The sequence below is a fragment of the Collinsella sp. AM33-4BH genome, assembly GCF_003469205.1.
Lineage (GTDB): Bacteria > Actinomycetota > Coriobacteriia > Coriobacteriales > Coriobacteriaceae > Collinsella.
This window is the reverse complement of record NZ_QSIN01000009.1, coordinates 1-26,036: the sequence shown is the minus strand read 5'-3', so window position 1 is coordinate 26,036 and position 26,036 is coordinate 1. Positions and strand designations below refer to the sequence as shown.

At 60.4% G+C, this 26,036-nt stretch carries 26 protein-coding genes; 25 read left to right on the top strand and 1 reads right to left on the bottom strand.

Annotated features, from left to right (window positions below):
- The first annotated feature begins 194 nt into the window (after window positions 1–194).
- The 22 genes from DW821_RS07665 (at window position 195) to DW821_RS07560 (ending at window position 21,411) form a co-directional block, all read left to right on the top strand.
- Complete coding sequence (locus tag DW821_RS07665) at window positions 195–1,121, top strand: transporter substrate-binding domain-containing protein (RefSeq protein ID WP_117806678.1); 927 nt, start codon at window positions 195–197, stop codon at window positions 1,119–1,121.
- 9 nt (window positions 1,122–1,130) lie between these two features.
- Window positions 1,131–2,279, top strand: coding sequence for an amino acid ABC transporter permease (locus DW821_RS07660; RefSeq protein ID WP_117640969.1), 1,149 nt, complete (start codon window positions 1,131–1,133; stop codon window positions 2,277–2,279).
- 22 nt (window positions 2,280–2,301) lie between these two features.
- Window positions 2,302–3,087, top strand: a complete 786-nt coding sequence (locus DW821_RS07655) for an amino acid ABC transporter ATP-binding protein (protein ID WP_117640970.1) — start codon at window positions 2,302–2,304, stop codon at window positions 3,085–3,087.
- A 71-nt stretch (window positions 3,088–3,158) separates the two neighbouring features.
- Window positions 3,159–4,574, top strand: a complete 1,416-nt coding sequence (locus tag DW821_RS07650; RefSeq protein WP_118066320.1) for a M20/M25/M40 family metallo-hydrolase — start codon at window positions 3,159–3,161, stop codon at window positions 4,572–4,574.
- Window positions 4,575–4,803: 229 nt separating this feature from the next.
- A complete protein-coding gene (gene prfA, locus DW821_RS07645; RefSeq protein ID WP_055252487.1) occupies window positions 4,804–5,871 on the top strand; it encodes a peptide chain release factor 1 in 1,068 nt (355 codons plus the stop codon).
- A gap of 589 nt (window positions 5,872–6,460) precedes the next feature.
- Window positions 6,461–7,711, top strand: coding sequence for a HemK/PrmC family methyltransferase (locus DW821_RS07640; protein WP_118066318.1), 1,251 nt, complete (start codon window positions 6,461–6,463; stop codon window positions 7,709–7,711).
- A 68-nt stretch (window positions 7,712–7,779) separates the two neighbouring features.
- On the top strand, window positions 7,780–7,965 hold the full coding sequence (locus DW821_RS10445; protein WP_089573106.1) for a type II toxin-antitoxin system HicA family toxin: 186 nt from the start codon (window positions 7,780–7,782) through the stop codon (window positions 7,963–7,965).
- Complete coding sequence (locus DW821_RS07630; protein ID WP_128620077.1) at window positions 7,932–8,423, top strand: type II toxin-antitoxin system HicB family antitoxin; 492 nt, start codon at window positions 7,932–7,934, stop codon at window positions 8,421–8,423. The genes DW821_RS10445 and DW821_RS07630 overlap by 34 nt, the downstream gene beginning before the upstream one ends.
- A gap of 134 nt (window positions 8,424–8,557) precedes the next feature.
- Entirely contained in the window at window positions 8,558–9,301 is a 744-nt protein-coding gene (locus DW821_RS07625; protein WP_089573104.1) for an L-threonylcarbamoyladenylate synthase, read from the top strand.
- Between the two features lie 13 nt (window positions 9,302–9,314).
- Entirely contained in the window at window positions 9,315–10,856 is a 1,542-nt protein-coding gene (gene glpK, locus DW821_RS07620) for a glycerol kinase GlpK (protein ID WP_089573103.1), read from the top strand.
- 123 nt (window positions 10,857–10,979) lie between these two features.
- Window positions 10,980–11,627 (top strand): uracil phosphoribosyltransferase, encoded by a 648-nt coding sequence (gene upp / locus DW821_RS07615; RefSeq protein ID WP_040359658.1) that lies wholly within the window; start codon window positions 10,980–10,982, stop codon window positions 11,625–11,627.
- A gap of 280 nt (window positions 11,628–11,907) precedes the next feature.
- Window positions 11,908–12,219, top strand: a complete 312-nt coding sequence (locus DW821_RS07610; RefSeq protein WP_035138788.1) for a hypothetical protein — start codon at window positions 11,908–11,910, stop codon at window positions 12,217–12,219.
- Between the two features lie 3 nt (window positions 12,220–12,222).
- Entirely contained in the window at window positions 12,223–13,026 is an 804-nt protein-coding gene (atpB, locus tag DW821_RS07605) for a F0F1 ATP synthase subunit A (RefSeq protein ID WP_022094263.1), read from the top strand.
- Between the two features lie 124 nt (window positions 13,027–13,150).
- The gene (locus tag DW821_RS07600; protein WP_022094262.1) at window positions 13,151–13,345 is read left to right on the top strand and encodes an ATP synthase subunit C; all 195 of its coding nucleotides are present in this window, start codon (window positions 13,151–13,153) and stop codon (window positions 13,343–13,345) included.
- A gap of 15 nt (window positions 13,346–13,360) precedes the next feature.
- On the top strand, window positions 13,361–13,963 hold the full coding sequence (atpF, locus tag DW821_RS07595) for a F0F1 ATP synthase subunit B (RefSeq protein ID WP_006235712.1): 603 nt from the start codon (window positions 13,361–13,363) through the stop codon (window positions 13,961–13,963).
- Window positions 13,953–14,429: a FoF1 ATP synthase subunit delta gene (locus DW821_RS07590; protein ID WP_006235713.1), complete on the top strand. Its 477-nt coding sequence runs from the start codon at window positions 13,953–13,955 to the stop codon at window positions 14,427–14,429. The genes atpF and DW821_RS07590 overlap by 11 nt, the downstream gene beginning before the upstream one ends.
- Entirely contained in the window at window positions 14,429–16,027 is a 1,599-nt protein-coding gene (atpA, locus tag DW821_RS07585; protein ID WP_118066316.1) for a F0F1 ATP synthase subunit alpha, read from the top strand. The genes DW821_RS07590 and atpA overlap by 1 nt, the downstream gene beginning before the upstream one ends.
- 5 nt (window positions 16,028–16,032) lie before the next feature.
- Window positions 16,033–16,941, top strand: a complete 909-nt coding sequence (gene atpG / locus DW821_RS07580; protein ID WP_006235716.1) for an ATP synthase F1 subunit gamma — start codon at window positions 16,033–16,035, stop codon at window positions 16,939–16,941.
- Entirely contained in the window at window positions 16,941–18,395 is a 1,455-nt protein-coding gene (gene atpD / locus DW821_RS07575; RefSeq protein WP_117770554.1) for a F0F1 ATP synthase subunit beta, read from the top strand. The genes atpG and atpD overlap by 1 nt, the downstream gene beginning before the upstream one ends.
- Window positions 18,396–18,398: 3 nt before the next feature.
- A complete protein-coding gene (gene atpC, locus DW821_RS07570) occupies window positions 18,399–18,791 on the top strand; it encodes an ATP synthase F1 subunit epsilon (RefSeq protein ID WP_117630038.1) in 393 nt (130 codons plus the stop codon).
- Window positions 18,792–18,879: 88 nt separating this feature from the next.
- Window positions 18,880–20,163, top strand: coding sequence for a UDP-N-acetylglucosamine 1-carboxyvinyltransferase (gene murA / locus DW821_RS07565; protein WP_118066314.1), 1,284 nt, complete (start codon window positions 18,880–18,882; stop codon window positions 20,161–20,163).
- Window positions 20,164–20,175: 12 nt separating this feature from the next.
- Window positions 20,176–21,411, top strand: coding sequence for an LCP family protein (locus tag DW821_RS07560; protein WP_118066312.1), 1,236 nt, complete (start codon window positions 20,176–20,178; stop codon window positions 21,409–21,411).
- Window positions 21,412–21,664: 253 nt separating this feature from the next.
- On the opposite strand, the gene pepT is transcribed toward DW821_RS07560, so the two are convergent.
- On the bottom strand, window positions 21,665–22,912 hold the full coding sequence (gene pepT, locus DW821_RS07555; RefSeq protein WP_118066310.1) for a peptidase T: 1,248 nt from the start codon (window positions 22,910–22,912) through the stop codon (window positions 21,665–21,667).
- Between the two features lie 120 nt (window positions 22,913–23,032).
- On the opposite strand from pepT, the gene DW821_RS07550 reads away from it, so the two are divergent.
- The 3 genes from DW821_RS07550 to DW821_RS07540 all read left to right on the top strand — a co-directional run bounded on the left by DW821_RS07550 (window position 23,033) and on the right by DW821_RS07540 (window position 25,918).
- Complete coding sequence (locus DW821_RS07550; RefSeq protein ID WP_117564991.1) at window positions 23,033–23,455, top strand: metal-dependent transcriptional regulator; 423 nt, start codon at window positions 23,033–23,035, stop codon at window positions 23,453–23,455.
- Window positions 23,456–23,465: 10 nt separating this feature from the next.
- Entirely contained in the window at window positions 23,466–24,359 is an 894-nt protein-coding gene (locus tag DW821_RS07545) for a homocysteine S-methyltransferase family protein (protein WP_118066308.1), read from the top strand.
- A 158-nt stretch (window positions 24,360–24,517) separates the two neighbouring features.
- Window positions 24,518–25,918, top strand: coding sequence for a phosphoglucomutase/phosphomannomutase family protein (locus DW821_RS07540; RefSeq protein WP_118066306.1), 1,401 nt, complete (start codon window positions 24,518–24,520; stop codon window positions 25,916–25,918).
- Window positions 25,919–26,036 lie beyond the last annotated feature (118 nt).

Sequence of the window (26,036 nt, the reverse complement as noted above, 5' to 3'; positions counted from 1 at the left end):
TTTGTCATTCAAAAGGCAAGGCATGACCAGAAGGTCTATGCCTTGCCTTTTTCATGCCAAGTGGTACATGGGGCAGGCTGCTTTGCGCCAATCGTCCTCGTGTGTCTATTAATTTTTCGCGCACATGCCGCGCTGCTGGTTGCGGGCGTATATCCTGTCTTATTGTCAGCAAAACGAAATTGGGAAGGCACCAGATGCAATCTCGACAACAGCGCGACGCGCATCCACAGCCGGTATGCAGCCGTCGCATCTTTTTGGGTAGCGCTCTCGCTGCGAGCGCTTCTGTCGTCGCCGGCGCACTTGCCGGCTGCCAGCGTCCCTCCACGCTGGAAGTAGTTCAGCCCACGACGGGCGGCGGTCGCGATGACCTGTCCGATTCCGTTATCGGCAAGGATAAGATCCGCATCGGCATGGAGGCGGCCTACGCCCCGTACAACTGGCAGGTTTCCGAGGCCAGCGAGTTCACGATCCCCATCGACAACGTGCAGGGCGCCTATGCCGATGGCTACGACGTGCAGATCGCCAAGATCGTCTGCAAGGCTCTCGGCGGCGAGCCCGTTGCCGTCAAGCAGAGCTTCTCGGGCCTTATCGACTCGCTCAACAACGGCCAGATTGACCTCATCATCGCCGGCATGAGCGCCACGCCCGAGCGCGAGGAGTCCGTCGGCTTTTCCGACCCGTACTTCATTGGCTACTTTGGCCTGTTCGTAAAAGAGGGCTCGCCCTACCAAAACGCCACCAAGCTCAGCGACTTCAGCGGTGCCACGGTGCTCGGCCAAAAGGACACCATGCTCGATACCGTCATCGACGAGATTCCGGGCGTTGTGCACAAGAACCCGGTCGATTCGGTCCCCACGGTGTTCTCGAATCTGCTGCAGGGCACGTGCGACGCCGTGACCTACAACACGGAGAACGAAAAGGGCTATATGGCCCAAAATCCCGGTATCGTCCCCATCCACTTTGCCGAGGGCGAGGGCTTTAAGCAGGAGGTCACGGCAAATGTCGGTTGCCGCAAGGGCTCGGACAAACTGCTTAAGCTCATCGACAAGACACTCAAGGGCATTAGCCAAGAGGAGCGCGACCAAATGTGGGACGCGTGCCTCGACCGTCAGCCGGCATAGGGAGGCAGCATGAAAGGCATCAATCGTCTGGCCTCCTTTATCAAGGCCGACCACCGTTATGTGTACCTGGGCACGAGCGTTATCGCGGCGCTCGGCTTGGCATTTAGCCAGCGCAACCCCACGCCGCTGAGCTTTTTGGCGCCCACCGGCATCTTCCAGGATTGCCTTTGGGCGATTCTTTGGGCCTGGATCGTCGTGTCGGCGGCAGCGCTCGTCACCAAGGTTATGCACTGGAGCGACTATCGCGAAAAGTCACCGTTTGCATCCGAGCGTTTCCGTCGCGGCGCGCGCCTGGGCAGCTATGTCGTGGTCGTCATTGCGGCGATCTTCTTTGTCGACCGCTGCGTCATGTCGTTTATCGATCTGGTGCAGGTGAGCATTGTCTCGGATTCCAACCCCAGCGACTTTTTGTCGAGCTTGGTCTACATGACCTACAAGAGCGGCGACTTCTTCATCCGTGGCATCGAGATCACCATCGCGCTTGCCACCTTCGGCACCGTCATCGCATTCTTCCTGGCGCTGCTCTTTGTGTTCCTGCGTATTCAGACCTTCGACCGCGTAGACAACGACCTGGTGCGCTTCTTTAAGAGCATCGGCCGCGGCTTTGCGACCGTCTACTCCACCATCGTGCGCGGCACGCCCATGATGGTCCAGGGCCTGCTCATCTATTACGCGGGCTTCACCGTTTTGCGCGGCATGGGCTTCGAGACTGCCCAGGCCAACCAGATTTGGAGTACCTTCACCGCCGGCCTCGTCACCATCTCGCTCAACTCCACCGCCTACATGATGGAGGTCCTGCGCGGCGGCATCGAGTCCATCGATCCCGGCCAGGCCGAGGCAGCGCGCTCGCTGGGGCTTTCGCAGTGGCAGGCTATGCGCAAGGTCGTGTTCCCCCAGGGCATTAAAAACGCGATTCCGGCGCTCACCAACGAGCTCATCATTAACATCAAGGATTCGTCGGTGCTCTCGGTCATCGGCGTGTTCGACCTCATGTATGCCACCACCACCGTCGCCGGCGTGTACTACCGCCAGATGGAGGTCTACTGCGTGGCGCTCGTGGTCTACCTGATCCTGACGCTCGTGGCGAGCCGCCTGCTCGAGGCCTTTGGCAAAAAGCTCGGCGCCGAGGCTCCTGCCACGCTGCCCAGCTCTAACTAGGCTTAAGACGAGGAGAATCATCATGGCAGATACCGCCACTACCGGCACCGCGGCCGCCGCACAAACTAAAGAGTCACTCATCCGCGTCGAGGGCCTGCGCAAGAGCTTCGGCTCGCTCGAGGTGCTCAAAGGTATCGACTTGTCCGTCAATCCCGGCGAGGTCGTCACCATCATCGGCGCCTCGGGCTCGGGCAAGTCGACCTTCCTGCGCTGCCTCAACCTGCTCGAGACCCCGGACGCGGGCCACATCTGGTTCCACGGCCAGGACCTTACGGCCGAGCGCTGCAACATTAACAAGCTGCGTGAGGACATCGGCATGGTGTTCCAGGGCTTTAACCTGTTCAACAACATGGATGTGCTCGACAACTGCACGCTTGCGCCCGTCACGCTCAAAAAGATGAGCAAGGCCGAGGCCGAGAAGGTCGCAATGGAGCATCTGACGAGTGTGGGGCTCGAAAAGTTCGCGCACGCCGCCGTGGGTCGCCTGTCCGGTGGCCAAAAGCAGCGCGTGGCCATCGCGCGCGCCCTGTGCATGAATCCGCAGATCATGCTGTTCGACGAGCCGACTTCGGCACTCGACCCCGAGATCGTGGGCGAGGTGCTCGAGGTCATGCGCAAGCTCGCGGCCGACGGCATGACCATGGTTGTCGTCACGCACGAGATGGCCTTTGCCCGCACGGTGTCCGACCGCGTGGTCTTTATGGACAAGGGCGTGGTGCTCGAGGACGCCGCGCCGGCCGAGCTCTTTGGCAACCCCAAACATCAGCGCACTCGCGAGTTCCTCTCTCGCTATCTCGAGGACAAATAACCGGCGCAAACGCCTGCGTTGCAGGGCCGCTCCCGTGGGGCGGCCTTTGTCGTCACAATCGAAAGGATGTCATGGCCGAGGTTTGGCGCTTCTTTGCGCATGAGGACGATTTTGCCGATATGGACGAGGCCGGCGCGTGCGAGCGCTTGGGCCGCGTGCTGTCGTTTCCGACCATCTCGAGCATGGATGCCGAGGCGGTGGACTGGCAGCCCTTCGACGACCTGCGCGCCTATATGCAGCAGGCCTGGCCGCGCGTGTTTGCGGCGGGCGAGGTCGAGCTTATCGACCACTCGCTGTTGGTGACGCTTAGCGGTTCCGACTCCGCCCTCAAACCCGTCATGCTCATGGGCCACATGGACGTGGTCCCCGTGGTGCCGGGTACCGAGGCCGACTGGACGCACGCCCCCTTTAGCGGACAGGTGGACGACACCTACATTTGGGGTCGCGGCGCTATCGACATGAAGGATCAGGTCGCAGGCATTCTCGAGGCGGTTGAGTATGCGTTGGCGCACGGCTGGGAGCACAAGCGTTCGCTGTTGCTCGCCTTTGGCCAGGACGAGGAAACCACGCAGTACGGCGCTGGAGCTATCGGCCGCGTGCTCGAGGAGCGCGGTGTTGAACTTGAATATCTGATCGACGAGGGTGACTACCGTATTGTTTCGGCTGCCGAGTACAACGCGGGCGAGGGTTGGCTCATGCACGCCGACCTGGCTGAGAAGGGTTATGCCGACATTGTGCTCAAGACAAAGAACGCGGGTGGGCATTCTTCCAACCCCTACGGCGGCACGTCGCTCGAGGTGTTGAGCCGTGCCATCACCGCAATCTGCGATATCGAGTGGCCGACGCGCGTGACCGATCTGCTTGCCGCGCAGCTTGTCGAGCTGGGGCTCTACACGGCGGATGAGATTGCCGCCAACGGGGATGCCATCGTGCGCGAGTGCCTCGCCAGCAAAAAGCTCTATCCGCTGGTGACGACCACCTGCGCGCCCACGCAGATCGAGGGAGGCAGCGCCGGCGCCAACGTAATGCCGCAGGATATGTGGGCCAACATTAACTTCCGCATGCTCGAGGGCACGAGCGTGGCCGACGTTGTGGCGCGCTGCCGTGAGGCGGTTGCCGGGGCGGACCTTGCCGGTCGTGTCGAAGTGGAGCTGGGCCCCGGCAGCTCCGAGCCCTCGCCGTCCCCGCGCATCGGTGGTCCCGGCCTCGAGGCGGTTCGCTCCATCGCCGCCCGCTATTTCCGCGATCCAAAGGGGACGGAGGAAAACGGATCATCCGAGCCGTTGGCGATTGTTCCCTCGACCGTGATCGGCGCGACCGACGCTGCCAACTACCAGCACATTTGCTCCGAATGCATTCGTTTTTCGGCGTTTGTGGTCGACGATGACGAGTGCGACCGCGGCGTCCACGGCACCAACGAGCGCATCACCCGCCGCGCCTACCTCCAGGGCGTACGCTTCCTCATCGCCCTGCTCCATACGCTCTAGAATCCGACAAAGGGACTCTCCCTTTGTCGGATTCCGTGCGGGTTATATGCAGGTTTGCCTGCGCACGCTATCATGTATGGGTTAGACCGCAACTATGTACCCCGTACGCGAAGGGATGCGCATGTATCTGAAGATCGACATGCTCTAGCTGGACTTACCCCCGCAATGGCGCCGTGCGCCCCATCAATTCTGCCGATTTTCACCTTCACGCATATAAAGGAGTCCCGTCATGCGCGACAAGCTCGAAAAGATCATCAAGGCCTACGAGGAGCTCGAGAAAAAGCTTTCCGACCCGGCCGTCGCCTCCGATATCAAGGAGTTCACGCGTCTCAACAAGGAGTACGCGCACCAGTCCGACCTCATCGCTGCCTCGCGCGAGTACATCGGCGCGCTCGATGACATCGAGGCCGCCAAGGAAATGCTCCACGATACTACCGATGCCGATGAGAAGGAGATGCTCCAGATGGACATCTCCGAAAACGAGGCCAAGCTTCCCCAGCTCGAGGAAGACATTAAGTACATGCTCATCCCGAGCGACCCCAACGACGACAAGAACACCATCGTCGAGATTCGCTCCGCCGCTGGTGGCGACGAGGCGGCCATCTTTGCCGGCGATCTGTACAAGATGTATCAGCGCTTCTGCGAGTCGCGCGGCTGGAAGACCACCGTGCTCGACTCCAGCCCCAGCGAGGCCGGCGGCTTTAAGTCCATCGAGTTCAAGGTCGAGGGCGACCGCGTCTACTCCGTCATGAAGTTCGAGTCCGGCGTGCACCGCGTCCAGCGCGTTCCCAAGACCGAGTCCCAGGGCCGTATCCAGACCTCCACGGCGACCGTCGCCGTACTTCCCGAGGCCGAGGAGATCGACGTCCAGATCAACCAGTCCGACCTGCGTATCGACACCTACTGCGCCTCCGGTCCTGGCGGTCAGTGCGTTAACACCACTTATTCCGCCGTGCGCATCACCCACCTGCCCACCAACACCGTGGTGCAGTCGCAGGAACAGCGCTCCCAGATCCAGAACCGCGAAGTCTGCATGCAGATGCTGCGCGCCCGTCTGTACGAGATGGAGCTCGAGAAGCAGCAGGCGGAGCTCGGTGCCGAGCGCCAGAGCCAGATCGGCCACGGCAACCGTTCCGAGAAGATCCGTACCTACAACCAGCCCCAGGACCGCGTGACCGATCACCGCATCGGCTTCAACTCCACCTACAACGGCGTCCTCCTGGGCGACCAGCTCGGCACCGTCATCGAGGCGCTCGCCGCCGCCGAGCGAGCCGAGAAGCTGGCACAGGCAGTCTAAGTTCCGCCGTTCTACCGAACGGCGGACCAGCCGACGCTGCGCGCCGTCCAGAGCGACAATTTGTCATTCAAAAGGCAAGGCATGACCAGAAGGTCTATGCCTTGCCTTTTTCATGCCAACTTGTTCGCTCTGGACGTCGCTCGCTGGCATTGCCAAAACATCGGCGTTTCCTTGGTTGTCAAATGATCCGTAGGGAGTCATTGGGGACATTGCTTTGAGATGTTATTCAGTCGGCTGTTATGGCATTTGAGCTGCTTACCTGCTTAAGGTAATTGACGGCATATATCTGCTATCGAAAATATTGCTCGAAAAATTGTCCAAGAAGTCGCGGGGCGATTTTTGATGGGTCGCGCGTCAAGTGATTTGGCAAGTTCTTGGTTAGATATTGGTCAGTTTTGGGGCAACCTTGCCAAAAGCTTGACGAATTCAAATTTAGACGTCAGCGAATGAACACTTTGAGCGAGCTCGGTGCAAAATTCTGGGCTGATTCTCGATAATCGCCTTCAATCGTCCCTTGTCGTGCGTCGCCCTCGCGTACAATCTGCTCCGACATTCGCGCGCCGCCCGGCGCATAAGAGGGGAGGACCCCATGGCAAACGAGATTTGGACCATCAAGCGTTGTCTCGAGTGGACCAAGGAGTACCTGGCCGAGCGCGGCGAGGAGCACCCCCGTCTTTCTGCCGAGTGGCTGCTGTGCGCCGCCACGGGCCTGGCGCGCATTGACCTATATATGCGTATGGACGAGACGCTTAACGCGGCCCAGCTCGAGACCATGCATGCGGCCGTCGTTCGTCGCGCCAAAGGCGAGCCGCTACAGTACATTACCGGCAGCACGCAGTTTCGCATGATTGACGTCGCGTGCGCTCCCGGTGTGCTCATTCCGCGCCCCGAAACCGAGATGCTCGTCGAGGAAGTCCTCAATTATCTGGATGCCGAGGTGCTGAGCCCCGAGGCTGCTGCCCGTCAGCGTGTTGAGCTGCCTTGGAACGATGAGGTCGAGGAGGCACGCAAGGCCGAGGCCGCGCTGGCAGACGAACGGGCGACTGCCGAGCGCCGTGCCGCTAACCTGACGGCTGCCGATGAGGCGGCGCTAGGCGGCGACGTACTGGGCAGCCGTGCCTATGCCGAGGAACTGGCCGATCGCGAGGCCGAGGAAGCCGCCGCGCAAGCAGCAGAAGCCGAAGCCGCGGAAGCCGCCGAGCCCGAGCTCGACGAATGCGGCATCGCCATCGAGGGTGCCGACCAGGAGACGGTTTCAGCTCAGGATGCCGCTGCGCCTGCCCCAGCCGAGCCCCGCACTGCCCGCGTTCTCGAGGTCGGCTGCGGCACGGGCTGCATTTCGCTCTCCCTTGCCTGGGAGCGCCGCGGCCACGTTACCTGCACTGCTACCGATATCGAGCCGCGCGCCATCGATCTGGCCACCAAAAACCGTGATGCGCTTGGCCTCACGTCCGACGAGGTCGCCTTCAGCCTCACAAACCTGGTGAGTTCCATTCCCCGCGAAGAGTGGGGCACCTTTGATGTGCTCGTCTCCAACCCACCTTACATCCCGACCGACGTCATGCGCTCGCTGCCGCATGAGGTCAAGGACTTTGAGCCCGATCTGGCGCTCGAGGGCGGTGCCGACGGTCTCGATATCTTCCGCCGCCTGCTCAACGCGGCGCCCTACATGCTGCGTGCCGGCGGCCTGTTTGCCTGCGAGCTCTACGAGGGCGCGCTCGACGCCGCGGCCGAGCTCTGTCGTCAAGCAGGCCTTTCGGACGTGCGTATCGTCCACGACCTCACCGATCGCCCCCGCATTGTCCGAGCCATCGTCACCGAGCCCAAGCAACGCCAGTAATATTTATTAACTGGTTAGCAAAAATTATAAAGTAGTTTATAATTAGGACGGCTGAAAGAGGTCGGCCCATGCAACCTCCTACCTTTCGGGAAATCATTGCCCTACTCAAGCACGATGGATTCGTGAAGGTCGCGCAAGTCGGTAGTCATGCTAAGTATGTTTCTGGTGACCGCGTTGTCACCGTGAACGGCTCTGGTGGTGATCGACCAAAGAAGGGCACGTGGGCAAGTATTCGTCGCCAAGCTGGATGGTAGTTGGAGGCAAAATGAGGCAGCGATTTACCTATGACTGCGTTCTCATAAAAGAAGACGATGGTTACTGCGCTAGCTTCCCGCAGATTCCCGGCGCCTTTGCCGATGGCGATACGCGCGAAGAAGCGATTGCCCATGCCACCGAGGCACTGATGGCGTTTTTGGCCGACGACCTCAACAACGGTTTGACTCCGGCAGGGTACGAACGCTCGGCCGAGGTCGTGGCCCTTTCAGTCGAAATCGACCACGAGGACGCTCGGGAAGCGGCGTGCCGAACATTTAAAGACGCAGCGCTGGACCTCAAAGTCTCCGCTCCGCGGATTACCGCGCTGGTCAAAGCCGGAAAGCTCGATGTTGAACTCGTCGACGGCCGTCGGATGATAACGATAGACAGCATCGAGCGTTACGCCGCCCAAGAACGTCACGCCGGCAGGCCAAAGAAGTTCGTCGCAGTCCAATAACCCCCTCACTTTCACCGACTACTAGAGCCGCTCACCAAACCAACATGCGCTCTGGGCAAATAGGTTGAACGTTTCGTGCGAGAATGCCCCACAGTAAACAAACTTGCACCAGAGCGTAAGGGGCTGGCATACACATGCAGACGGTCTATCGGGTATACGAGGGAACGCGCGAGCCGCATCGGCTTGCCGTCGAGCGCACGGCCGAGGTGCTCGGCCGCGGCGGCCTGGCTTTGATCCCGACCGAGACCGTCTACGGTGTCGCCGTGGCAGTCAACGCCTTCTCGGACGCCGTGCCCCAAGATACAAGCGAATTCCCATCGTGGCCGCGCGATCCGCAGGCTGCCGTCAATGGCGCCGCAGTTCCTGCGCTCGGCACCGGCTATCGCCGTATCTTCACTCTCAAGCAACGTGAACTCACGCAAACCGTCGCTTGGCTGGTCGATGGCGTCGAAGCACTCGACCGCTATGGCGTGGATATCCCGGAAGATGCCCGCATACTCGCGCGACGATGCTGGCCGGGAGCCCTGACTATCGTGGTCAAGGCAGCTCCCTGCGTGCCGACCTTTATGCGCGCTGCCGACGACACGGTGGCACTTCGCGCTTCGGCCTCGCCCGTGGTGCAGGCGCTCATTCGCGCCTGTGGCAGCCCCCTTGCCTGCACCAGCGCCAACACGCATGGCGCGCCCGCGCCGGCAAGTTTTATCACGGTGGAGGGTCGCATCCTGGAGGGGGTCGATGTTGCCGTCGACGCCGGTGAGACCCCGTGTCGCGACGCCTCGACCATCGTGTCGTTTCAGCACGGCGAGCTCCAGATCCTGCGCCAAGGCGCACTTCCCGCATCAGAGATCGAACGGGTCCTGTCCGACCCGATGCAATAGAAAGGTTTAAGCGATGTCGTTGAATCTGGGCAGCCTGGGCATGGAAGATGCCTCGTTTGACTTTGGCGGTTCCTACATCATGGCGCTCGACTGCGGCACCACCTCGGTACTTGCGACCATCGTCGACGAGTACGGCTGCATCGTCGCGCAGGCACGTCGCAGCGTCAAAACCAGCTTTCCGCGTCCCGGCTGGGTGGAGCAAGACCCCATGGCGGTCCTTGCTAGCCAGATCGCCGTCATGATGGAAGTCCAGTTTAAGAGTGGTATCCACTCCGACCGCATTGCCGCCATCGGCATCTCCAACCAGCGCGAGACCACGGTGGTCTGGGATCGCGTGAGCGGTCAGCCGATCTATAACGCTATCGTATGGCAGTGCCGCCGTACCGCACCTCTGATCGACGAGCTTGTCGAGCAGGGCGCAGAAGGGCTGGTGCGCTCCCGCACGGGACTCACGCTCGACCCGTATTTCTCGGCCTCCAAGGTGCAGTGGATTCTCGACAACGTCGACGGCGCACGCGAAAGCGCGGCGGCGGGCGACCTCATGTTTGGCACCATCGACACCTGGCTCATCTACAACCTCACCGGCGGCCAGGTCTTTGCCACCGACTACACCAATGCCAGCCGCACGGCACTCTTTAATATCCATACGCTCGATTGGGACGACGACCTGCTGGCACTCTTTGACGTTCCACGTTCCATGATGCCCGAGGTTCGCTGGAGCTCGGGCGACTACGGCCGCGTCGCGAGCGACATCATGACCAACATGCCGCCCATCATGGGCGTGGCGGGTGACCAACAGGCGTCGCTGTTCGGCCACTGCTGTTTCCGTCCCGGCCAGACCAAAAACACCTATGGCACGGGTTGCTTTATGCTCATGAACACCGGCGACGAGATCGTCGAATCCAAGAATGGCCTGGTCTCCACCATCGGTATCGCTGCGGACGGCAAAGTCAGCTATGCGCTCGAGGGCTCTATTTTTGCCGCCGGCTCAACCATGAACTGGCTTCGCAACAACATGGGCATCATCTCGAGCGTGAGCGAGTCGGCACAACTCGCTGCTTCGATTAGCGACAACGAGGGCTGCTACTTCGTTCCCGCCTTTGCGGGTTTGGGTGCTCCCTGGTGGGACCCGCATGCTCGCGGTATCGTGTGCGGTCTGACCGGCGCCTCGAGCCGTGCGACCATCGTACGTGCCGCCTGCGAATCCATGGCATATCAGAGCTACGACGTGCTGCGCGCCATGGAGCAGGACGTGGGGCTTTCGATTGAGCGCCTGTCTGTCGATGGCGGTGCCTCGCGCAACGAGTTCATCATGCAATTCCAGGCCGACCTGCTGGATATCCCCGTGCTGCAATGCGAGACGGTGGAGACCACGGCAATCGGTGCCGCGTACTTGGCGGGTCTTGCCGTCGGCTATTGGGAAGACCTGGAAGAGCTGGAGCAAAATGCCCAGATCGTTAGGACCTTCCTTCCCCACATGTCCGCCGAGCGCCGCGAGCAAAACCTTGCGGGCTGGCGTGATGCAGTCAGGCGCTCGCTCAGCACCTCACAGTAGGGCTGCGATGGGCTGCTCGATACAACAAACCGCTAAACTAATGCATGGCGTGCGGCGGCAACATTGCTGCGCGCCTTGTCAGCAAGGCCGTTTTGCGGCCGCAACGAAAGGGGCAATCAATCCATGACCGTCACCTACGATGCGTCCCGTGTGACGCTTGTCGATCACCCGCTCGTCCAGCACAAGCTGTCGATCCTGCGCGACAAAAACACCGGCACCAACCAGTTCCGCCAGCTCGTGCGCGAACTCGCGCTTTTTGACGGCTACGAGGCCATGCGCGACCTGCCTATGGAAGACGTCGAGGTCGAGACCCCCATCACTACCGCCACGTTCAAACAGCTTGCCGGCAAGAAACTCGCCATCGTGCCCATCCTGCGTGCGGGCCTTGGCATGGTCGACGGCATCCTCGACCTGGTGCCCTCCGCTCGCGTGGGTCACATCGGCATGGAGCGCGACGAGGTCACCCACGAGCCGCACGAGTATTACTGCAAGATGCCCAAGGATATCGACCAGCGCATCTGCCTGGTCGTCGACCCCATGCTTGCCACGGGCGGTTCGGCCGAGATGGCCATCAGCTACCTGCGCGAGCGCGGTGTCAAGGACATCCGCATGCTGTGCATCGTCGCGGCCCCCGAGGGCCTCAAGTCGCTGACCGAGAAGGACCCAGATGTGCATATCTATACCTGCGCCATCGACGACCATCTCAACGAGGCTGCCTACATCGTTCCCGGCCTCGGCGACGCCGGCGACCGCATCTACGGCACGCTCTAGTCGCTGGGCTAAACGGCCGCGGCTGCAAATACGAAGAAACGGTGCGCGCGGACGAACAAAAGGCGACCGCGCGCACTCCTGTTAACGGACGTTTTGCCCTGCAGGGTTCGAGAAAAACGTATTACCGTACCTGCGGCATAAAGAAGGTCTTAAGAAAACGAACAGGTGCGTATTAACCGATGCTTTTTCGGTTGTACTTTAGCGATTGGCTCGTACAATAGTCACCAATGTTTGGCGGGAACTGTTCTGTGAAGCGTTAAAAAGGAAAGTGAGGACGCCAGTGTTTCAGATAGCCGATCTGCTCGCTATCGTTGCAGGCGCCATCGCGGGCGCAATTGCCTTCCTTCCCTTTGTCTTTACGCTCAAGCCGGTTCTTGACGATAAACAGAATGCGGACATGCTCAAGGGTATGGTGAGTCTGGCGGTCTCGGCAATCGCCCTGCTCGTCTTTACCTTGGTTGTGTTTGTGTTGTTCGGAGAGGCATTTCGCATGTTCCTCCTGGGCGAGGCGATCGGCTTCGTGGCCTTTATGGCCGCCTGCGCGGTTCGTGTCGCCAAGGCGCTGCGAGATCCTCATGAGGTCGAAAGGTAAGTCGTGGAAATTTTTGAAAAGCTGCCTGATGAGATTAATCATCTGGTCAGCGAGTTCAGCTCCACCCCTGTCGTGGGCGATCTGAGCTGCGGCATCACGCAGTACTCGTTTTGGCTGATCGTCTCCACGATCGTGCTCCTGATCGTCCTGGCCGTGTTCAAGAAGAAGCAGACCCTGGTTCCCAAGGGCTTCTTCGTCAACGGTTTCGAGTACATCATCGAGTACGTCGAGAACGATATCGGCAAGGGTGTCGTGGGTGAGAACTGGAAGAAGCACTTCCCGTTCCTGTGCTCGCTTTTCCTGTTCATCCTGATCAATAACATGATCGGCCTGATTCCGGGAATGAAGCCCGGCACCGGCGCAATCGGCTCCACCGCCGCACTCGCCATTTTCGCCTTCGTGTACTTCATCTACTACGGATGCAAGGCTCACGGCGTGATCGGCTACATCAAGAGCCTCGCCCCGCAGGGCGTGAGCTTCCCGATGAACGTGCTCGTGTGGGTCGTCGAGCTTTTCTCGACCTTCCTGCGCCTCATCACGCTCGCCGTCCGTCTGTTCTGCAACATGTTCGCAGGACACGTGGTCATGGGCTCGTTCGCCATCATGGCGAGCATGTTCATGCAGCCGCTGCTTCAGCAGGTTTCCGCGGCCCACGCCGTTGGCGCCCTGCCTTCGCTGGCCTGGCTTGCCATCCTCATCCTGATCTATGCGATCGAGCTTGTGGTCGGCGCCATCCAGGCTTACGTCTTCACGGTCCTTACCGCCGTGTATGTCTCCGAGGCAGAGGAGGTCGCGGAGGAGGAGTAGTCTTCCGTTCGCGCCTTAAAGGTAAGGTAATTCGTTAAACCGCCGGTGCCCGTACCCATGGAGCCCGGCAGTTATAAAAAGGTTATCCTGCGTGAAATAAGACACGCACGACAAAGGAGGAATCGTGGGAGTTATCGGTTACGGTCTCGGTGTTATCGGCGCTGGTCTTGCTATCGGCCTGTCTGCTCTGGGTGCTACGGGTGCTATGGCCCGTCAGCCTGAGGTCCAGGGCCGCGTGTTCACCGTCTTCATTATGGGCTCCGCCTTCGGCGAGGCTCTGGCTCTGATCGGCTTCGTTGTCGCGCTGATCGTTAAATAGCACGGAGCGTCAAGTATGAATCTTTCATCCCAGAAGAGCGCGATCGCACTCTCCGCGTCCGCGGCCGCGCTGCTCATGCCGGTTTCCGCGTTCGCCGAGGACGGCGCTGCCGGTGCGGACATCCTCATCCCTAAGATGGCGGAGTTCATCCCGGCGCTTATCGCCTTCCTGATTATCTGGATCGTGCTGGCCAAGGTCGCCCTGCCGGGCATCATGAAAACCATGGAGGAGCGCGGCAAGAAGATCGAGGAGAGCCTCGACGAGGCCGAGAAGACCAAGCAGGAGGCTATCGCCAAGCGCGCTGAGTCCGACTCGATCGTCACCGACGCCCGTCGTCAGGCTGCCGACATCGTTCTCGAGGCCCGTAAGGACGCCGAGTCCGAGCGCGCCCGTATCATCGAGGCTGCTCACAAGGAGGCCGAGGAGATCATCGCCAAGGCCCATACGACCGTCGAGGACGAGCGCAAGTCCATTTACGCCGGTGCCGCGAGCTCCATCGCCGACCTGTCCGTTGCCGTCGCCACCAAGATCGTGGGCGAGGCACTCGAGGACGATGCCGAGCAGAAGAAGCTCATCGAGCGCTACATCCAGGAAGCAGGTAGCCTGAATGCCGACTAGCCGCTATCAGGACAAGGTGCTCGAGACCTACGCGCGCTCCCTTCTGGAAGCCGCTAAGGCCGAGAATCATGTGTTCGAGGACCTCGAGATGATCGAGCGCTTGGCTTCTGCCAGCCCCGAGATCATCGCCGTGCTCGACACCATGTCCAAGCGCGACCAGCTCGACCTTCTTCCCAAGGTGGCAGCTGCCTTTAAGTACGTTGCCGAGGAAGACGAGGATGTAGTGGGCGTGACCGTCACCACGGCGATCCCGCTCGACGACGAGCTGCGTCAAACCATCACTAAGAAATGCGAGCAGGACTTCGGCCGCAAGGTATTCCTTATCGAGCAGGTCGACCCGTCTATCGTGGGCGGCCTGGTGCTCGAGGCTCGCGGCGAGCGTCGTGACATTTCCGTCAAGACGCAGCTGCGCATCGCGCAGGAGACCCTCGCAAACTCTGCTAATTCGTACGGAGGTGAAGCCTAATGTCCGAAACCCTCAATGCCCAGGATATCGCCAAGAAACTGCAGGAGCAGCTCACGAGCCTCTCCGCGACGGTCGATACGCATGAGGTTTCAACGGTCGACGAGGTAGGCGACGGCATCGCGCGCGTCTCCGGCCTCAAGAGCGCCATGGCAGGCGAGCTTCTGGAGTTCAAGAGCTCCGATACCGGTGAGACCGTCTTCGGCCTTGCCCAGAACCTTGACCGTGACGAGGTCGGCGCCGTTCTGTTCGGTGCCGTCGACTCCATCAAGGAAGGCGACGAGTGCCGCACCACTGGCCGCATTATGGATATCCCCGTGAGCCGTGCCATGCTCGGCCGCGTCGTCAATCCGCTCGGCCAGCCCATCGACGGCCTGGGCGACATCGTCGCCACGCACCGTCGCCCCATCGAGTTCAAGGCTCCCGGCGTCATCGATCGTACCCCGGTGTGCGAGCCGGTTCAGACCGGTCTGCTCGCTATCGACTCCATGGTGCCTATTGGCCGCGGTCAGCGTGAGCTCATCATCGGCGACCGTAAGACCGGTAAGACCGCCATCGCCATCGACGCTATCCTCAACCAGCGCGGCAAGGGCATGGTCTGCATCTATGTCGCCATCGGCCAGAAGGCCTCCACGGTTGCCAACATCCGCGAGACCCTCGCTCAGCACGGTGCGCTCGACTACACCATCATCGTTTCGGCCACCGCTGCCGATTCCGCCCCTATGCAGTACATCGCGCCTATGGCCGGTGCCGCTATCGGCGAGTTCTTCATGTACAACGGCGAGGACGGCAAGCCCGCCAGCGAGACCAACCCCGGCGGCCACGTGCTCGTCGTCTACGACGACCTGTCCAAGCAGGCTGTGGCCTACCGTCAGATGTCGCTGACGCTGCATCGTCCGCCCGGACGCGAGGCCTATCCTGGCGACATCTTCTACCTGCACTCTCGTCTGCTCGAGCGTGCCGTCAAGATGTCCAAGAAGAACGGTTACGGCTCCATGACGGCTCTTCCGATCATCGAGACCCAGGACGGCGACGTCTCGGCCTACATTCCGACCAACGTCATTTCCATTACCGATGGTCAGATCTACCTGCAGTCCGAGCTCTTCTTCCAGGGTCAGCGCCCGGCAGTCGACGTGGGCATCTCCGTGTCCCGCGTCGGTGGCGATGCGCAGACCAAGGCCATGAAGCAGGTCGCCGGCAACCTCCGTCTTGACCTCGCTTCGTACCAGGAGCTCGCTGGCTTTACGCAGTTCGGCTCCGACCTCGACGAGGCTACTCAGAAGCAGCTGACCCATGGTGCTCGCATGACCGAGCTCCTGAAGCAGCCGCGTTACAAGCCGTTTGAGGTTGGCGAGCAGATCGTTACGCTGTTCGCTGGCAACGAGGGCTTCCTGGATGACTTGGAGATCGCCGACGTGCTGCCCTTCCGTGCCGAGCTCATCGAGTACATGGACAATGGCTTTGGTTCGCTGCTCGACAAGGTTCGCGCCAAGAAGATCGATGATGACACCAAGGCTGAGCTCTTGCGCGTCATCGGCGACTTCAAGCAGCAGTTCATGGCCAAGCACCATTCGGTTGTTTCTGGATCAGAGGAGAACTAAGCCCCATGGCCAACCTTCGCGACATTAAGAAGCGAATCTCCTCGGTTACCACGACCAAGCAGATCACGCGCACGATGGAGATGGTCTCTACGGCCAAGATCCGTCGTGCCCTCGATCGCTCCAAGCAGGCCGAGCCCTATAAGGAGGCGCTGACCGACGTCATGTTGACGGTCGCCGGCGACGCCTCCTGTTCGGGCACCGATCCCATGCTGCAGAAGCATGAGAGCGTCAAGCATGGCCTGATTGTCGTTATTGCCTCGGACCGCGGCCTTGCCGGCGGTTTCAATACGACGGTGGAGCGCACGGCCGAAAAGCTCGCCGCTTCTTGGGCGAACGACGGCATCGAGTGCGAGATCATCGCGTGCGGGCGTAAGCCGGCCACGTATTTCCGTGACCGCGCAAACGTTGTCATGCACTTTGAGGGCAACTCCTCTGAGCCCGATTTCAATCAGGCCCGCATGATCTCCTCTCATATCTGCGATGCGTATCGTGCCGGTGAGCTTGACCGTGTCGAGCTTGTCTACCACCACGCCAAGAACCGCGTGGATCAAGAGCTTCGCGTCGAGCATCTGTTGCCGCTCGACCCCGAGATGATCGCTATGGCCCACGGTCCGCGTAAGAACGAGACCGACGCCCCTAAGCGCATCTCGTCCACGTTCGAGTTCGTGCCCTCTCCCGAGCATGTTCTCGGCAAGCTTGTGCCGTCTTATATCCTGACGGTCATCTACCAGGCCCTGATCGATTCGGCGGCTGCCGAGCAGGGTGCACGCCGCAAGGCCATGCACTCCGCGACGGAAAACGCCACCGCGATCATCTCGACCCTTACCCGCACGTATAGTCGCGTGCGCCAGGCTTCGATCACGACCGAGATTAACGAGATCGTCGGCGGAGCCTCAGCATTGGAGGAACAGTAATGGCTAATAACACCGTAAAGCTTGCGGTCGAGGAAGCCACCAAGAAGACGACTGCCGGTGATGGTCGCATCGTGCGAATCATCGGCCCTGTCGTCGACGTCAAGTTTGACGGCGCGGTGCCCCCGATCTACAACGCGCTCACGGTCGAGGCCGAGACCCCGATCGGTCATCTGAGCACGATCCTCGAGGTCGAGAACCAGCTTCCGGGCGGCGTTGTCCGCACGGTCGCCATGTCCTCGACCGACGGCCTGCAGCGCGGCCTCATCGCCACCGATACCGGTGAGCCCATGAAGATGCCCGTTGGCCCCAAGACGCTCGGCCGAATTTGGAACGTTATGGGCAAGCCCGTCGACGGCAAGCCCATGCCCGAGGTGGAGGAGTTCTACCCCATCCACCATGCAGCGCCCCGTTTCGACGAGCTCACCACCAAGACCGAGATCTTCGAGACCGGCATCAAGGCCGTCGACCTGCTCGAGCCCTACATCCGTGGCGGAAAGACGGGCCTGTTCGGCGGCGCCGGCGTCGGCAAGACCGTTCTGATTCAGGAGCTCATCAACAACCTCGCCCAGGAGCACGGCGGCACCTCGGTGTTCACCGGCGTCGGCGAGCGTACCCGCGAGGGCACCGACCTGTTCCTCGAGATGAGCGAGTCTGGCGTTATCGACAAGACCTGCTTGGTCTATGGTCAGATGAACGAGCCGCCCGGAGCGCGTCTGCGCATCGGTCTGGCCGGCCTTACCACCGCTGAGTACTTCCGCGATCGCGGCCAGGACGTTCTGCTGTTCATCGACAACATCTTCCGCTTCTCCCAGGCAGGTTCCGAGGTTTCCGCACTGCTGGGCCGTATGCCGTCCGCCGTTGGTTACCAGCCCACGCTGGCAACCGAGATGGGCGACCTCCAGGAGCGTATTACCTCGACCAAGACGGGCTCCATTACCTCCGTCCAGGCTGTCTACGTCCCCGCAGACGACCTGACCGACCCGGCGCCTGCCACGACGTTTACGCACCTCGACGCCACCACGGTTCTTTCGCGTAGCATTTCGTCGCTTGGCCTGTTCCCGGCTATCGACCCGCTCGCATCTTCCTCCGACGCTCTCGATCCCTCGATCGTCGGCGAGGAGCACTACCGTGTCGCCGTCAAGGTCCAGGAGCTCCTGCAGGAGTACTCCGACCTTCAGGACATCATCGCCATTCTGGGTATGGACGAGCTGTCCGAGGAGCAGCGCCTTACGGTCAACCGTGCCCGTAAGATTCAGCAGTTCCTCTCGCAGTCCTTCCACGTCGCCGAGAAGTTCACCGGCAACCCCGGTGTCTACGTCCGCGTCGAGGATACCGTCCGCTCTTTCGCCGAGATTGTCGACGGCAAGGCCGACGACCTGCCCGAGCAGGCTTTCCGCTATGCTTCCACGATTGAGGACGTGCGCGAGCGCGCCCGCAAGATGGGGGAGAAGTAGGTTATGCGTATCCGCATCGTGTGCCCCGTGAGCTGCGCCTATGAGGGCGACGCTGCGTTTGTGTCGATTCCGTCTACGGATGGCGAGTTTGGCGTTTTACCTGCTCACTCCAGCGAAATCTGCACGATCGACCGCGGTTACGTTCGCGTTTCCGATAAGGCCATGGGCACTGTCGACCACACGTTTGCCGTGGCCGGCGGCTATGCCCAGGTTGCGGACGATGTCGTGACCGTCCTCGCCGAGCGCGCTTGCGATTTGGCGACTGTCGACGCCGACAAGGTTAAAGCTGATATTCAAGGTTTTGAAGAGAAGCTGGGTAATTTGTCGGAGGATGATGCACGCCGCGCCTACCTCTATAATGAAATCGCATGGTGTAAGCTCAAGCTTGCCCAATAGTCAAACGTTTTAGCGTTCGACCATTTGCGAACACATCATGCCCGGGATGGCCCAGCCACCCCGGGCATGCTTTTTGAAAGGGTAGACCTTGGATATTATCCGCGTTGAGGGTGGCCACTCCATCGGAGGCTCCGTGCCCGTCTCGGGTGCAAAGAATTCCGCACTCAAACTCATGGCTGCAACGCTTCTGGCGCCGGGCAAGACAACGCTTCAGAACGTGCCCGATATTTCCGATGTCCACGTTATGGGCAAGGTACTCAAGGGCATGGGCGCCACGATCGAAGTTCTCGATGAGCACACGCTCGAAATCGATACCTCCCAGGTTGATTCCTGGGAGGCTCCCTACGAGCTTGTCGCCAAGATGCGTGCTTCCACCGCCGTCATGGGACCCCTGCTGGGTCGTTTCCATCGCGCCAAGATTGCCATGCCGGGCGGCTGCAACTTGGGTGCCCGCAAGATTGATATGCATATCTTGGGTCTCGAGGCTCTGGGCGTCGAGTTCGACACCGCCCACGGCTACATCAACGCCAGTGCTCCCCAGGGTCTGCGCGGCACCACGGTCACGCTCGAGTTCGCGAGCGTTGGCGCTACCGAGAACCTCATCATGGCTGCCGTGCGCGCGCAGGGCACCACGGTTATCGACAACGCTGCCCGCGAGCCCGAGATCGTCGACCTTGCCAACATGCTCAACGAGATGGGTGCCAAGATCGTCGGCGCGGGCACGCCCGTCGTGACCATCGAGGGCGTGGAGGAGCTGCATCCCGTTACCCATTGCGTGGTCGGCGACCGCATCGAGGCCGGCACCTTTATCGTTGCCGGTGCGTTGATGGCCGACGATCGCGGCGTCGATGTTACGGGCTTCTGCCCCATCCACCTGGGCATGGTGCTCAAAAAGATGGAACTTATGGGCATCGAGTGTGAGCGTATCGAGAACGGTGTCCACGTCAATCGCGTCGAGCGCATCAAGCCGGTCGATATCCAGACGCTTCCGTTCCCGGGTTTCCCGACCGACATGCAGGCGCAGATCATGGTGCTTTCGGCCCTTGCCGACGGAAGTTCCGTGATTACCGAGAACATCTTCGAGAACCGCTTTATGTTCGCCTCCGAGCTCGTGCGTATGGGCGCCGATATTCGCATTGAGAGCCATCACGCCATGATTCACGGTGTTAAGGGGTTCTCAGGCGCACAGGTCACCTCGCCCGACCTTCGTGGCGGCGCGGCCCTCGTCGTAGCGGGCTTGATCGCCGACGGGACGACCGAGGTTTCGGCTATCCATCACATCAAGCGCGGCTACGAGCAGTTTGTCGAAAAGCTGCAGGCGCTCGGCGCGCATGTCGAGCATGCTACCGTCCCCGATCCCGTCATCTACTAATACAGGTTGCCTATGTTTAATAAAAAGCCCCTCGCGGATACCACCGCCCGAAGACCCTCAACTGGTGCGCAGGCCAAGATCTACAGTCGCGATAACGTGGCTCGCTATTCCGAGCGCGCTCGTCAACGTCGTCGTAGCCACACGATTCGTCACGTCGCGCTCATTGTCGTGCTTGGCGTGCTGCTGAGTGCCACTACCGCTGCCGGCCTGTGGTTTGCCACCATTATGGGCAAGCTCGGCGATTCTAATGTCATTACCGACAATCTGCGTCGGGTTCTGGTTGACACCGATGAGGCAAAGGATCCGTTCTACGTGCTGCTTCTTGGCACCGACGGCCGTCCGGGCGAGGATACGTATCGTGCCGACTCGATTATCCTGGCACGCATCGACCCCACGCAAAAGCAGGCGACGCTCATTTCCGTTCCGCGCGACACCAAGGTCGAGTACAAGGGCGAGACCATGAAGATCAACGCCTGTCATACCGTTGGCGGCGCCGAGGCCATGGTCGAGGCGGTCAACGAGCTGTGCGGTGTTCAGATTTCCCACTATGCCGAGGTCAGCTTCGACGGTATGCAGGCGCTGATTGATTCGGTTGGCGGTATCGACATTAACGCAACCGATGATGTTGACGACCCCGAGCACCTGGATATTAAGATTACCGCTGGCCAGCAGCATATGGACGGTGCCACCGCCCTTACCTATGCCCGCTGCCGCTACACCTATGCCGACGGCGATTACACGCGCATGCGCCACCAGCGTCAGGTGCTTGGCGCCCTTGCCAACCAGATTCTCAATAACTTCGATGCCACGATGATTTTTGGCCTGGTTAATTCGCTGTCCGATATGCTCGTAACCGATATGAGCGTTCAGGATATCGTGGCTACGGTCAACGCCATGCGCGGTATGGATGTCGACGGTATCTACTCGGCCAACCTGCCCTCGTACGCCGACGACAGCACCATGATCGACGGTGTGAGCTACGTCTTTGTCTACGAGGACGAGCTCAAGGAAATGATGGAGCGCGTCGATGCTGGCAAGGATCCCAAGGGTCCCAACACCATGGGCCTTTCCGACGGTTCCAGCTCTACGATCGGCGACCTGAACAACAACACGTCTGACGATTACGCGAACGGTACCGCAACCTCATCGGTCAGCTCTGACGATTCCGATGACTCAAGCGATTCGAGCGATTCGGACTACTACGAAGAGCCCACCGGCGACGGCAACGGCTACGAAGCTAACTACTAAGTTACGGCGTTTTACCAAACGCCGTAACGGCTCGACGCTGCGCGCCGCCCAAGGCGACAATTTGTCATTCAAAAGGCAGGGCATGACCAGAAGGTCAATGCCCTGCCTTTTTCATGCCAACTTGTTCGCCTTGGACGTCGCTCGCTGACGTTGGCTCAACATGCGGTGCTGACTACTCCCCTTGCACCAAAAACCGCCCCGTTCTCAGTTTTGAGGACGGGGCGGTTTTGCTTACCTAGATTGTTCGAGTTCCTTATGCAAAGCGGGCGACGAGCTCCTGGAGCACGTCGGTCATCTTGACGAGCGAACTGACCGGGACGAACTCGTTGACGCCGTGGTAGCAATAGCCGCCGGTGGAAAGGTTGGGGCAGGGCAGACCGCGGAACGACAGCTGAGCGCCGTCGGTGCCGCCGCGAATCGGCAGCACTTGGGGCTCAACGCCGCAGACAAGGTAGGCTTTCTTGGCAACATCAATAAGCTCGGGATAGTCACGAACGATCTCGGCCATATTTCGATACTGCTGCTTAATCTCGACCGTCACGCGCTCCTCACCCAGACGCTGGTTAAGCATCGAGGCGGCGGCATCAATAAGGTCGAGTTTCTGCTGGAACTTGGCGGCGTCATGGTCGCGGACGATATAGCGCGCTGTGGCGTGATCGACGGTCGCAGATACACCCTCAAGGTGATAAAAGCCCTCGTAACCTTCCGTATACTCCGGGCGCTGCACGTAGGGGAGCAACGCGTTGAAGTCGCAGAACAGATTGCCTGCGTTGACCATACGGCCTTTGGCGTCGCCCGGGTGGATGGACTGGCCCTCAAAGCGGACGGTCGCCTCGGCGGCGTTAAAGCACTCCCACTCCAGCTCGCCGATGGGGCCACCGTCGACCGTGTAGGCGTACTTGCAGCCAAAGGTATCGATATCCAACAGCTCGGCTCCGTGGCCGATCTCCTCGTCAGGGCAGAAGCAAATGCCGAGTGCGGGATGGGGCAGGGAAGGGTCTTGAGCGATACGCGCGACAAGCGACATGATCTCGGCGACGCCTGCCTTGTCGTCTGCGCCCAGCAGCGTGGTGCCGTCGCTGCAGACCAAGTCCTCACCCGCAAGGTCGTTCAGGGCGGGAAGCTTGGCGGTACTCATGGCAACGGGCTTACCGTCAACCGTGCCGCAGACCAGGTCGCCGCCTTCGTAGTGTACGATGTGCGGCTTCACGCCGGCGCCCGGTGCAACTTCGGTGGTGTCGAGATGGGCGATCAGGCCCAGGGCTGGCTTGTCCTCAGCGCCCGCACTTGCGGGGATATGCGCGCAGACATAGGCGTGCTCGGTCACGTGGGCATCTTCCGCACCAAGCTCGCGCAGCTCTTCAGCCAGCACGTTGGCAAGGTCAAACTGAACGGCGCTCGAGGGTACCTGGTCGCAGTTTGCATCCTCGGACTGCGTGTTGATCTGGACGTAGCGCAAAAAGCGCTCGAGGACATCGGGGCTCGTGGTGGTGTTTTCCATAAAGACCGCTCCAATCTTGGTCGTCGTGTGCAACAAGAACTCTAGCACGGTATGCCACGGCATACCACGACGCTTGGATGGGGTAGAATCAGCCATTGAATGCAGAAGGGACGGAAGATCATGGATACGACAAATAGCTCGCGCGAACTACATCTGACGGTGGCGAACGAAGACTACTTGGAGTGCATGGTTCGCATTGAAAGCGAAGAGGGGGAAACCAACGGCGTGCGATCGGTCGACATCGCGCAGCGCCTTGGCGTCTCCAAGGCATCGGTCAATAAAGCGGTTTCGGCGCTCAAGGCATCCGAGCTTGTCGAGCAATCGCACTACGGCAAGGTAATTCTGACCGATCGCGGCCGCGAGGTTGGCACGGCTATCTGGTACCGTCATCGCCTCATCCGCACGTTTTTGGTTCAGGAGCTCGGCGTCGAATTTGAGCGAGCCGATTCCGAGGCCTGCATGATGGAGCATGCGCTATCCGAGGACACGATGAACCGCTGGCTCGCCTATCTCGAAAAGCAGGGAATCAGCGTCGAGGAATAGCGGGATATATATGGATACGAGTTATTACAACCGCTTTGGTGCCGAGGAACTTACGCGCCGCTTGTCGAGCGAGACCTTGTTGGCGCAGGGCCCCATGGGCAGTGTCTTGTTGAGTGAGTACGATGCCGCCGACATTCCACCGGCGTTTTGGAATCTGGCAGAGCCGCAGACCGTTTCTCGCATCCATCGCTTGTATGTCGCCGCCGGCGCGCAGGTGCTCATTACCAACACCTTTCAGGCATCGAGCTATGCCCTCAAGCACGACCAGATTTCGCCGTCCGTGGCGGAGGTCAATCGCGGGGCCGTCGACGATGCCCGCCAGGCGCACCCTCAGCTGCTGCTGGGCTCGATGGGCCCGATCGGTATTGAGTGGTTTGCCGAGGACTCTGCCGAGTATCGTGAAATCCGAGGCATTGCGCGCGAACAGGCGCACGCCTTGCTCAATGCTGGCGTTGACGGTCTGCTGATCGAGACGGTGACGTCTATCCGTAATTTGCAGCCCATGCTTGCCGGCGCTCGAGATGCCGCCGACGGCATGCCTGTTCTGGTGAGTTTTGTCGTTGACGATAAAGGCGACCTGCTAGGCGATGGCCTCAACATCGAGGCAGCCGTTTTGTACGCCGAAAAACACGGCGCTAACTCGGTTGGTGTCAATTGCTGTTCGCTTGCGGCCGCGAACGCGGCGGTGCCCAGGATGGTTGCATCGGCGACTACTCCCGTCATGGTGCGTCCCAACGTAGGCGATCCGGTCCAGACTCAGGATGGCCCCGTATGGCACGAGAACCCCGAAGCTTTCGCGCGCGCATGCATCGAATGGAGACATGCCGGTGCCGCAATGGTGGGCAGTTGCTGTGGAACCACGGCAATCACTACGGCGGCGATGGCCGAGGCGCTCGATATATAAAGGGCAAAACCGCTCCATACGGGGCGGTTTTTTTATTGCTTGCATGTTCTTGGCAGCATTTGCCCAAATGGTGAATGCTGGTGCCGGCAGGTTGCCGAGTGCATGTTGCGGGTATACCGCATGCGTACCATGATCCAAACACTGTGAGGTGTCTGCGCGTGTGCGCGATAATTCATTTTGGAACTGACGGTTGGCGCGCTCGCGTCGATGAGGACTTCACTGCCGATAACGTTGCCCGTATCGCCGATGCCGCCGGCGAGTTGTGGCAAAAGACCAATCCGGGCAAAACGGTATATGTTGGGTTCGACACCCGGCCCCTGGCGCGCGAGTTCGCTGAGCTTGCGGCGGGTGTGCTAGCAGCGCACGGGCTAGACGCCGTGCTCGCTTCGCGACCTGTCCCGACCCCTGCCCTTACGTGGGCGGCGGCTTATGACGGTGAGGCGTGCGGCGCGCTCATGGTGACGGGGTCCCATCATCCGCAGGGTTATCTGTGCCTCAAGATTCGCATGGGTGACGGCTCGACCGCCAACCAGGATGTCATAGAAGAGCTCGAAGAGACCATGGCTCCCGAGCCAATGGGGATCGAGGGGCAATATCGCACCGCGGATATCATTCCTGACTATATGCAGGCGGTGGCATCATTTGTCGATGCCGAAGCCATTCGCGCCGCGCACCTGCGCGTGGTTGTCGATCCCATGGGCGGCGCAGCCCAGGGCTATCTAGCCGACTTGCTGCGCGAGCTTGGCGTTGAGGTGCACGAGATTCACGCCGGGCAGGCGTCTGACCAAGAAGATATCTGCCCCGACCCCGTTGAGCCTTGGGTGGACGCTTGCGAGCGCACGGTTATCGAGGACGGAGCTTGCGCTGGCCTGGTGACCGACGGCGACGCCGACCGTATCGGCGCGGTTGACGAGCGCGGCAGATATATACATCCGCATCAGATCATGGCGCTCGTTTTGGGCGACTTGGTTCAATTTCGTAATTTGGAGGGGCGCGTCGTCGTCAATCTTTCATGCTCGACGCTCGTGCGTCGCATTGCCGAGGCGCTTGGCTGCCGCGTGACCGTCAAACCAGTCGGTTTCAAATATATAGCGGCGGAGATGAAGAAGGGCGGCGTCCTCATAGGCGGCGAAGAAGCCGGTGGTATCGGCATCGCCGCGCATATGCCCGAGCGCGATGGAATCCTCGCCTGTCTGATTCTGTGCGAGCTTATGGCAAAGACGAACGCGCCTTTGGGCGTTCTGGTCGACCAACTCGAGGACAGTTTTGGTAAGACGAGTTACGGTCGACGCGATTTGCGCCTTGAGGCCGAAGATGCCGAAACGTTACGAACCCTGCTGCCGGGCATGAATCCTAAATCGATTTGCGGCAAGGCGCCGCAGGCTGTAAGCCATATGGATGGTTTACGTTTGGCATTCGAAGATGACACCTGGCTGCTGATCCGCCCCAGCGGGACCGAACCGGTGGTTCGCGTATACGCCGAGGGGTTCTCGGTGGAGGAGCGCGATGAGTTGCTCGATGCCGGCTGTGCCTTGGCTAAGGGAGCCTATCAGCTTTAGCCATATGACGCTTCACTATAAAGAGGCCCTCGGTGAGCGGTAGAGAACGGCTGGCAAACGTAAGCAGGGTTTTAATATGTGTAGGAAATGTGTACGCCCAGATTCCCGCCCCCGGCGC

What these genes read in the sequence shown, in the direction of transcription:
- DW821_RS07665 (WP_117806678.1), top strand. Translation starts at nt 195, where the DNA reads ATGCAATCTCGACAACAGCGCGACGCGCATCCACAGCCGGTATGCAGC.
- DW821_RS07660 (WP_117640969.1), top strand. Translation starts at nt 1,131, where the DNA reads ATGAAAGGCATCAATCGTCTGGCCTCCTTTATCAAGGCCGACCACCGT.
- DW821_RS07655 (WP_117640970.1), top strand. Translation starts at nt 2,302, where the DNA reads ATGGCAGATACCGCCACTACCGGCACCGCGGCCGCCGCACAAACTAAA.
- DW821_RS07650 (WP_118066320.1), top strand. Translation starts at nt 3,159, where the DNA reads ATGGCCGAGGTTTGGCGCTTCTTTGCGCATGAGGACGATTTTGCCGAT.
- prfA (WP_055252487.1), top strand. Translation starts at nt 4,804, where the DNA reads ATGCGCGACAAGCTCGAAAAGATCATCAAGGCCTACGAGGAGCTCGAG.
- DW821_RS07640 (WP_118066318.1), top strand. Translation starts at nt 6,461, where the DNA reads ATGGCAAACGAGATTTGGACCATCAAGCGTTGTCTCGAGTGGACCAAG.
- DW821_RS10445 (WP_089573106.1), top strand. Translation starts at nt 7,780, where the DNA reads ATGCAACCTCCTACCTTTCGGGAAATCATTGCCCTACTCAAGCACGAT.
- DW821_RS07625 (WP_089573104.1), top strand. Translation starts at nt 8,558, where the DNA reads ATGCAGACGGTCTATCGGGTATACGAGGGAACGCGCGAGCCGCATCGG.
- glpK (WP_089573103.1), top strand. Translation starts at nt 9,315, where the DNA reads ATGTCGTTGAATCTGGGCAGCCTGGGCATGGAAGATGCCTCGTTTGAC.
- upp (WP_040359658.1), top strand. Translation starts at nt 10,980, where the DNA reads ATGACCGTCACCTACGATGCGTCCCGTGTGACGCTTGTCGATCACCCG.
- atpF (WP_006235712.1), top strand. Translation starts at nt 13,361, where the DNA reads ATGAATCTTTCATCCCAGAAGAGCGCGATCGCACTCTCCGCGTCCGCG.
- DW821_RS07590 (WP_006235713.1), top strand. Translation starts at nt 13,953, where the DNA reads ATGCCGACTAGCCGCTATCAGGACAAGGTGCTCGAGACCTACGCGCGC.
- atpA (WP_118066316.1), top strand. Translation starts at nt 14,429, where the DNA reads ATGTCCGAAACCCTCAATGCCCAGGATATCGCCAAGAAACTGCAGGAG.
- atpG (WP_006235716.1), top strand. Translation starts at nt 16,033, where the DNA reads ATGGCCAACCTTCGCGACATTAAGAAGCGAATCTCCTCGGTTACCACG.
- atpD (WP_117770554.1), top strand. Translation starts at nt 16,941, where the DNA reads ATGGCTAATAACACCGTAAAGCTTGCGGTCGAGGAAGCCACCAAGAAG.
- atpC (WP_117630038.1), top strand. Translation starts at nt 18,399, where the DNA reads ATGCGTATCCGCATCGTGTGCCCCGTGAGCTGCGCCTATGAGGGCGAC.
- DW821_RS07560 (WP_118066312.1), top strand. Translation starts at nt 20,176, where the DNA reads ATGTTTAATAAAAAGCCCCTCGCGGATACCACCGCCCGAAGACCCTCA.
- pepT (WP_118066310.1), bottom strand. Translation starts at nt 22,912, where the DNA reads ATGGAAAACACCACCACGAGCCCCGATGTCCTCGAGCGCTTTTTGCGC.
- DW821_RS07550 (WP_117564991.1), top strand. Translation starts at nt 23,033, where the DNA reads ATGGATACGACAAATAGCTCGCGCGAACTACATCTGACGGTGGCGAAC.
- DW821_RS07545 (WP_118066308.1), top strand. Translation starts at nt 23,466, where the DNA reads ATGGATACGAGTTATTACAACCGCTTTGGTGCCGAGGAACTTACGCGC.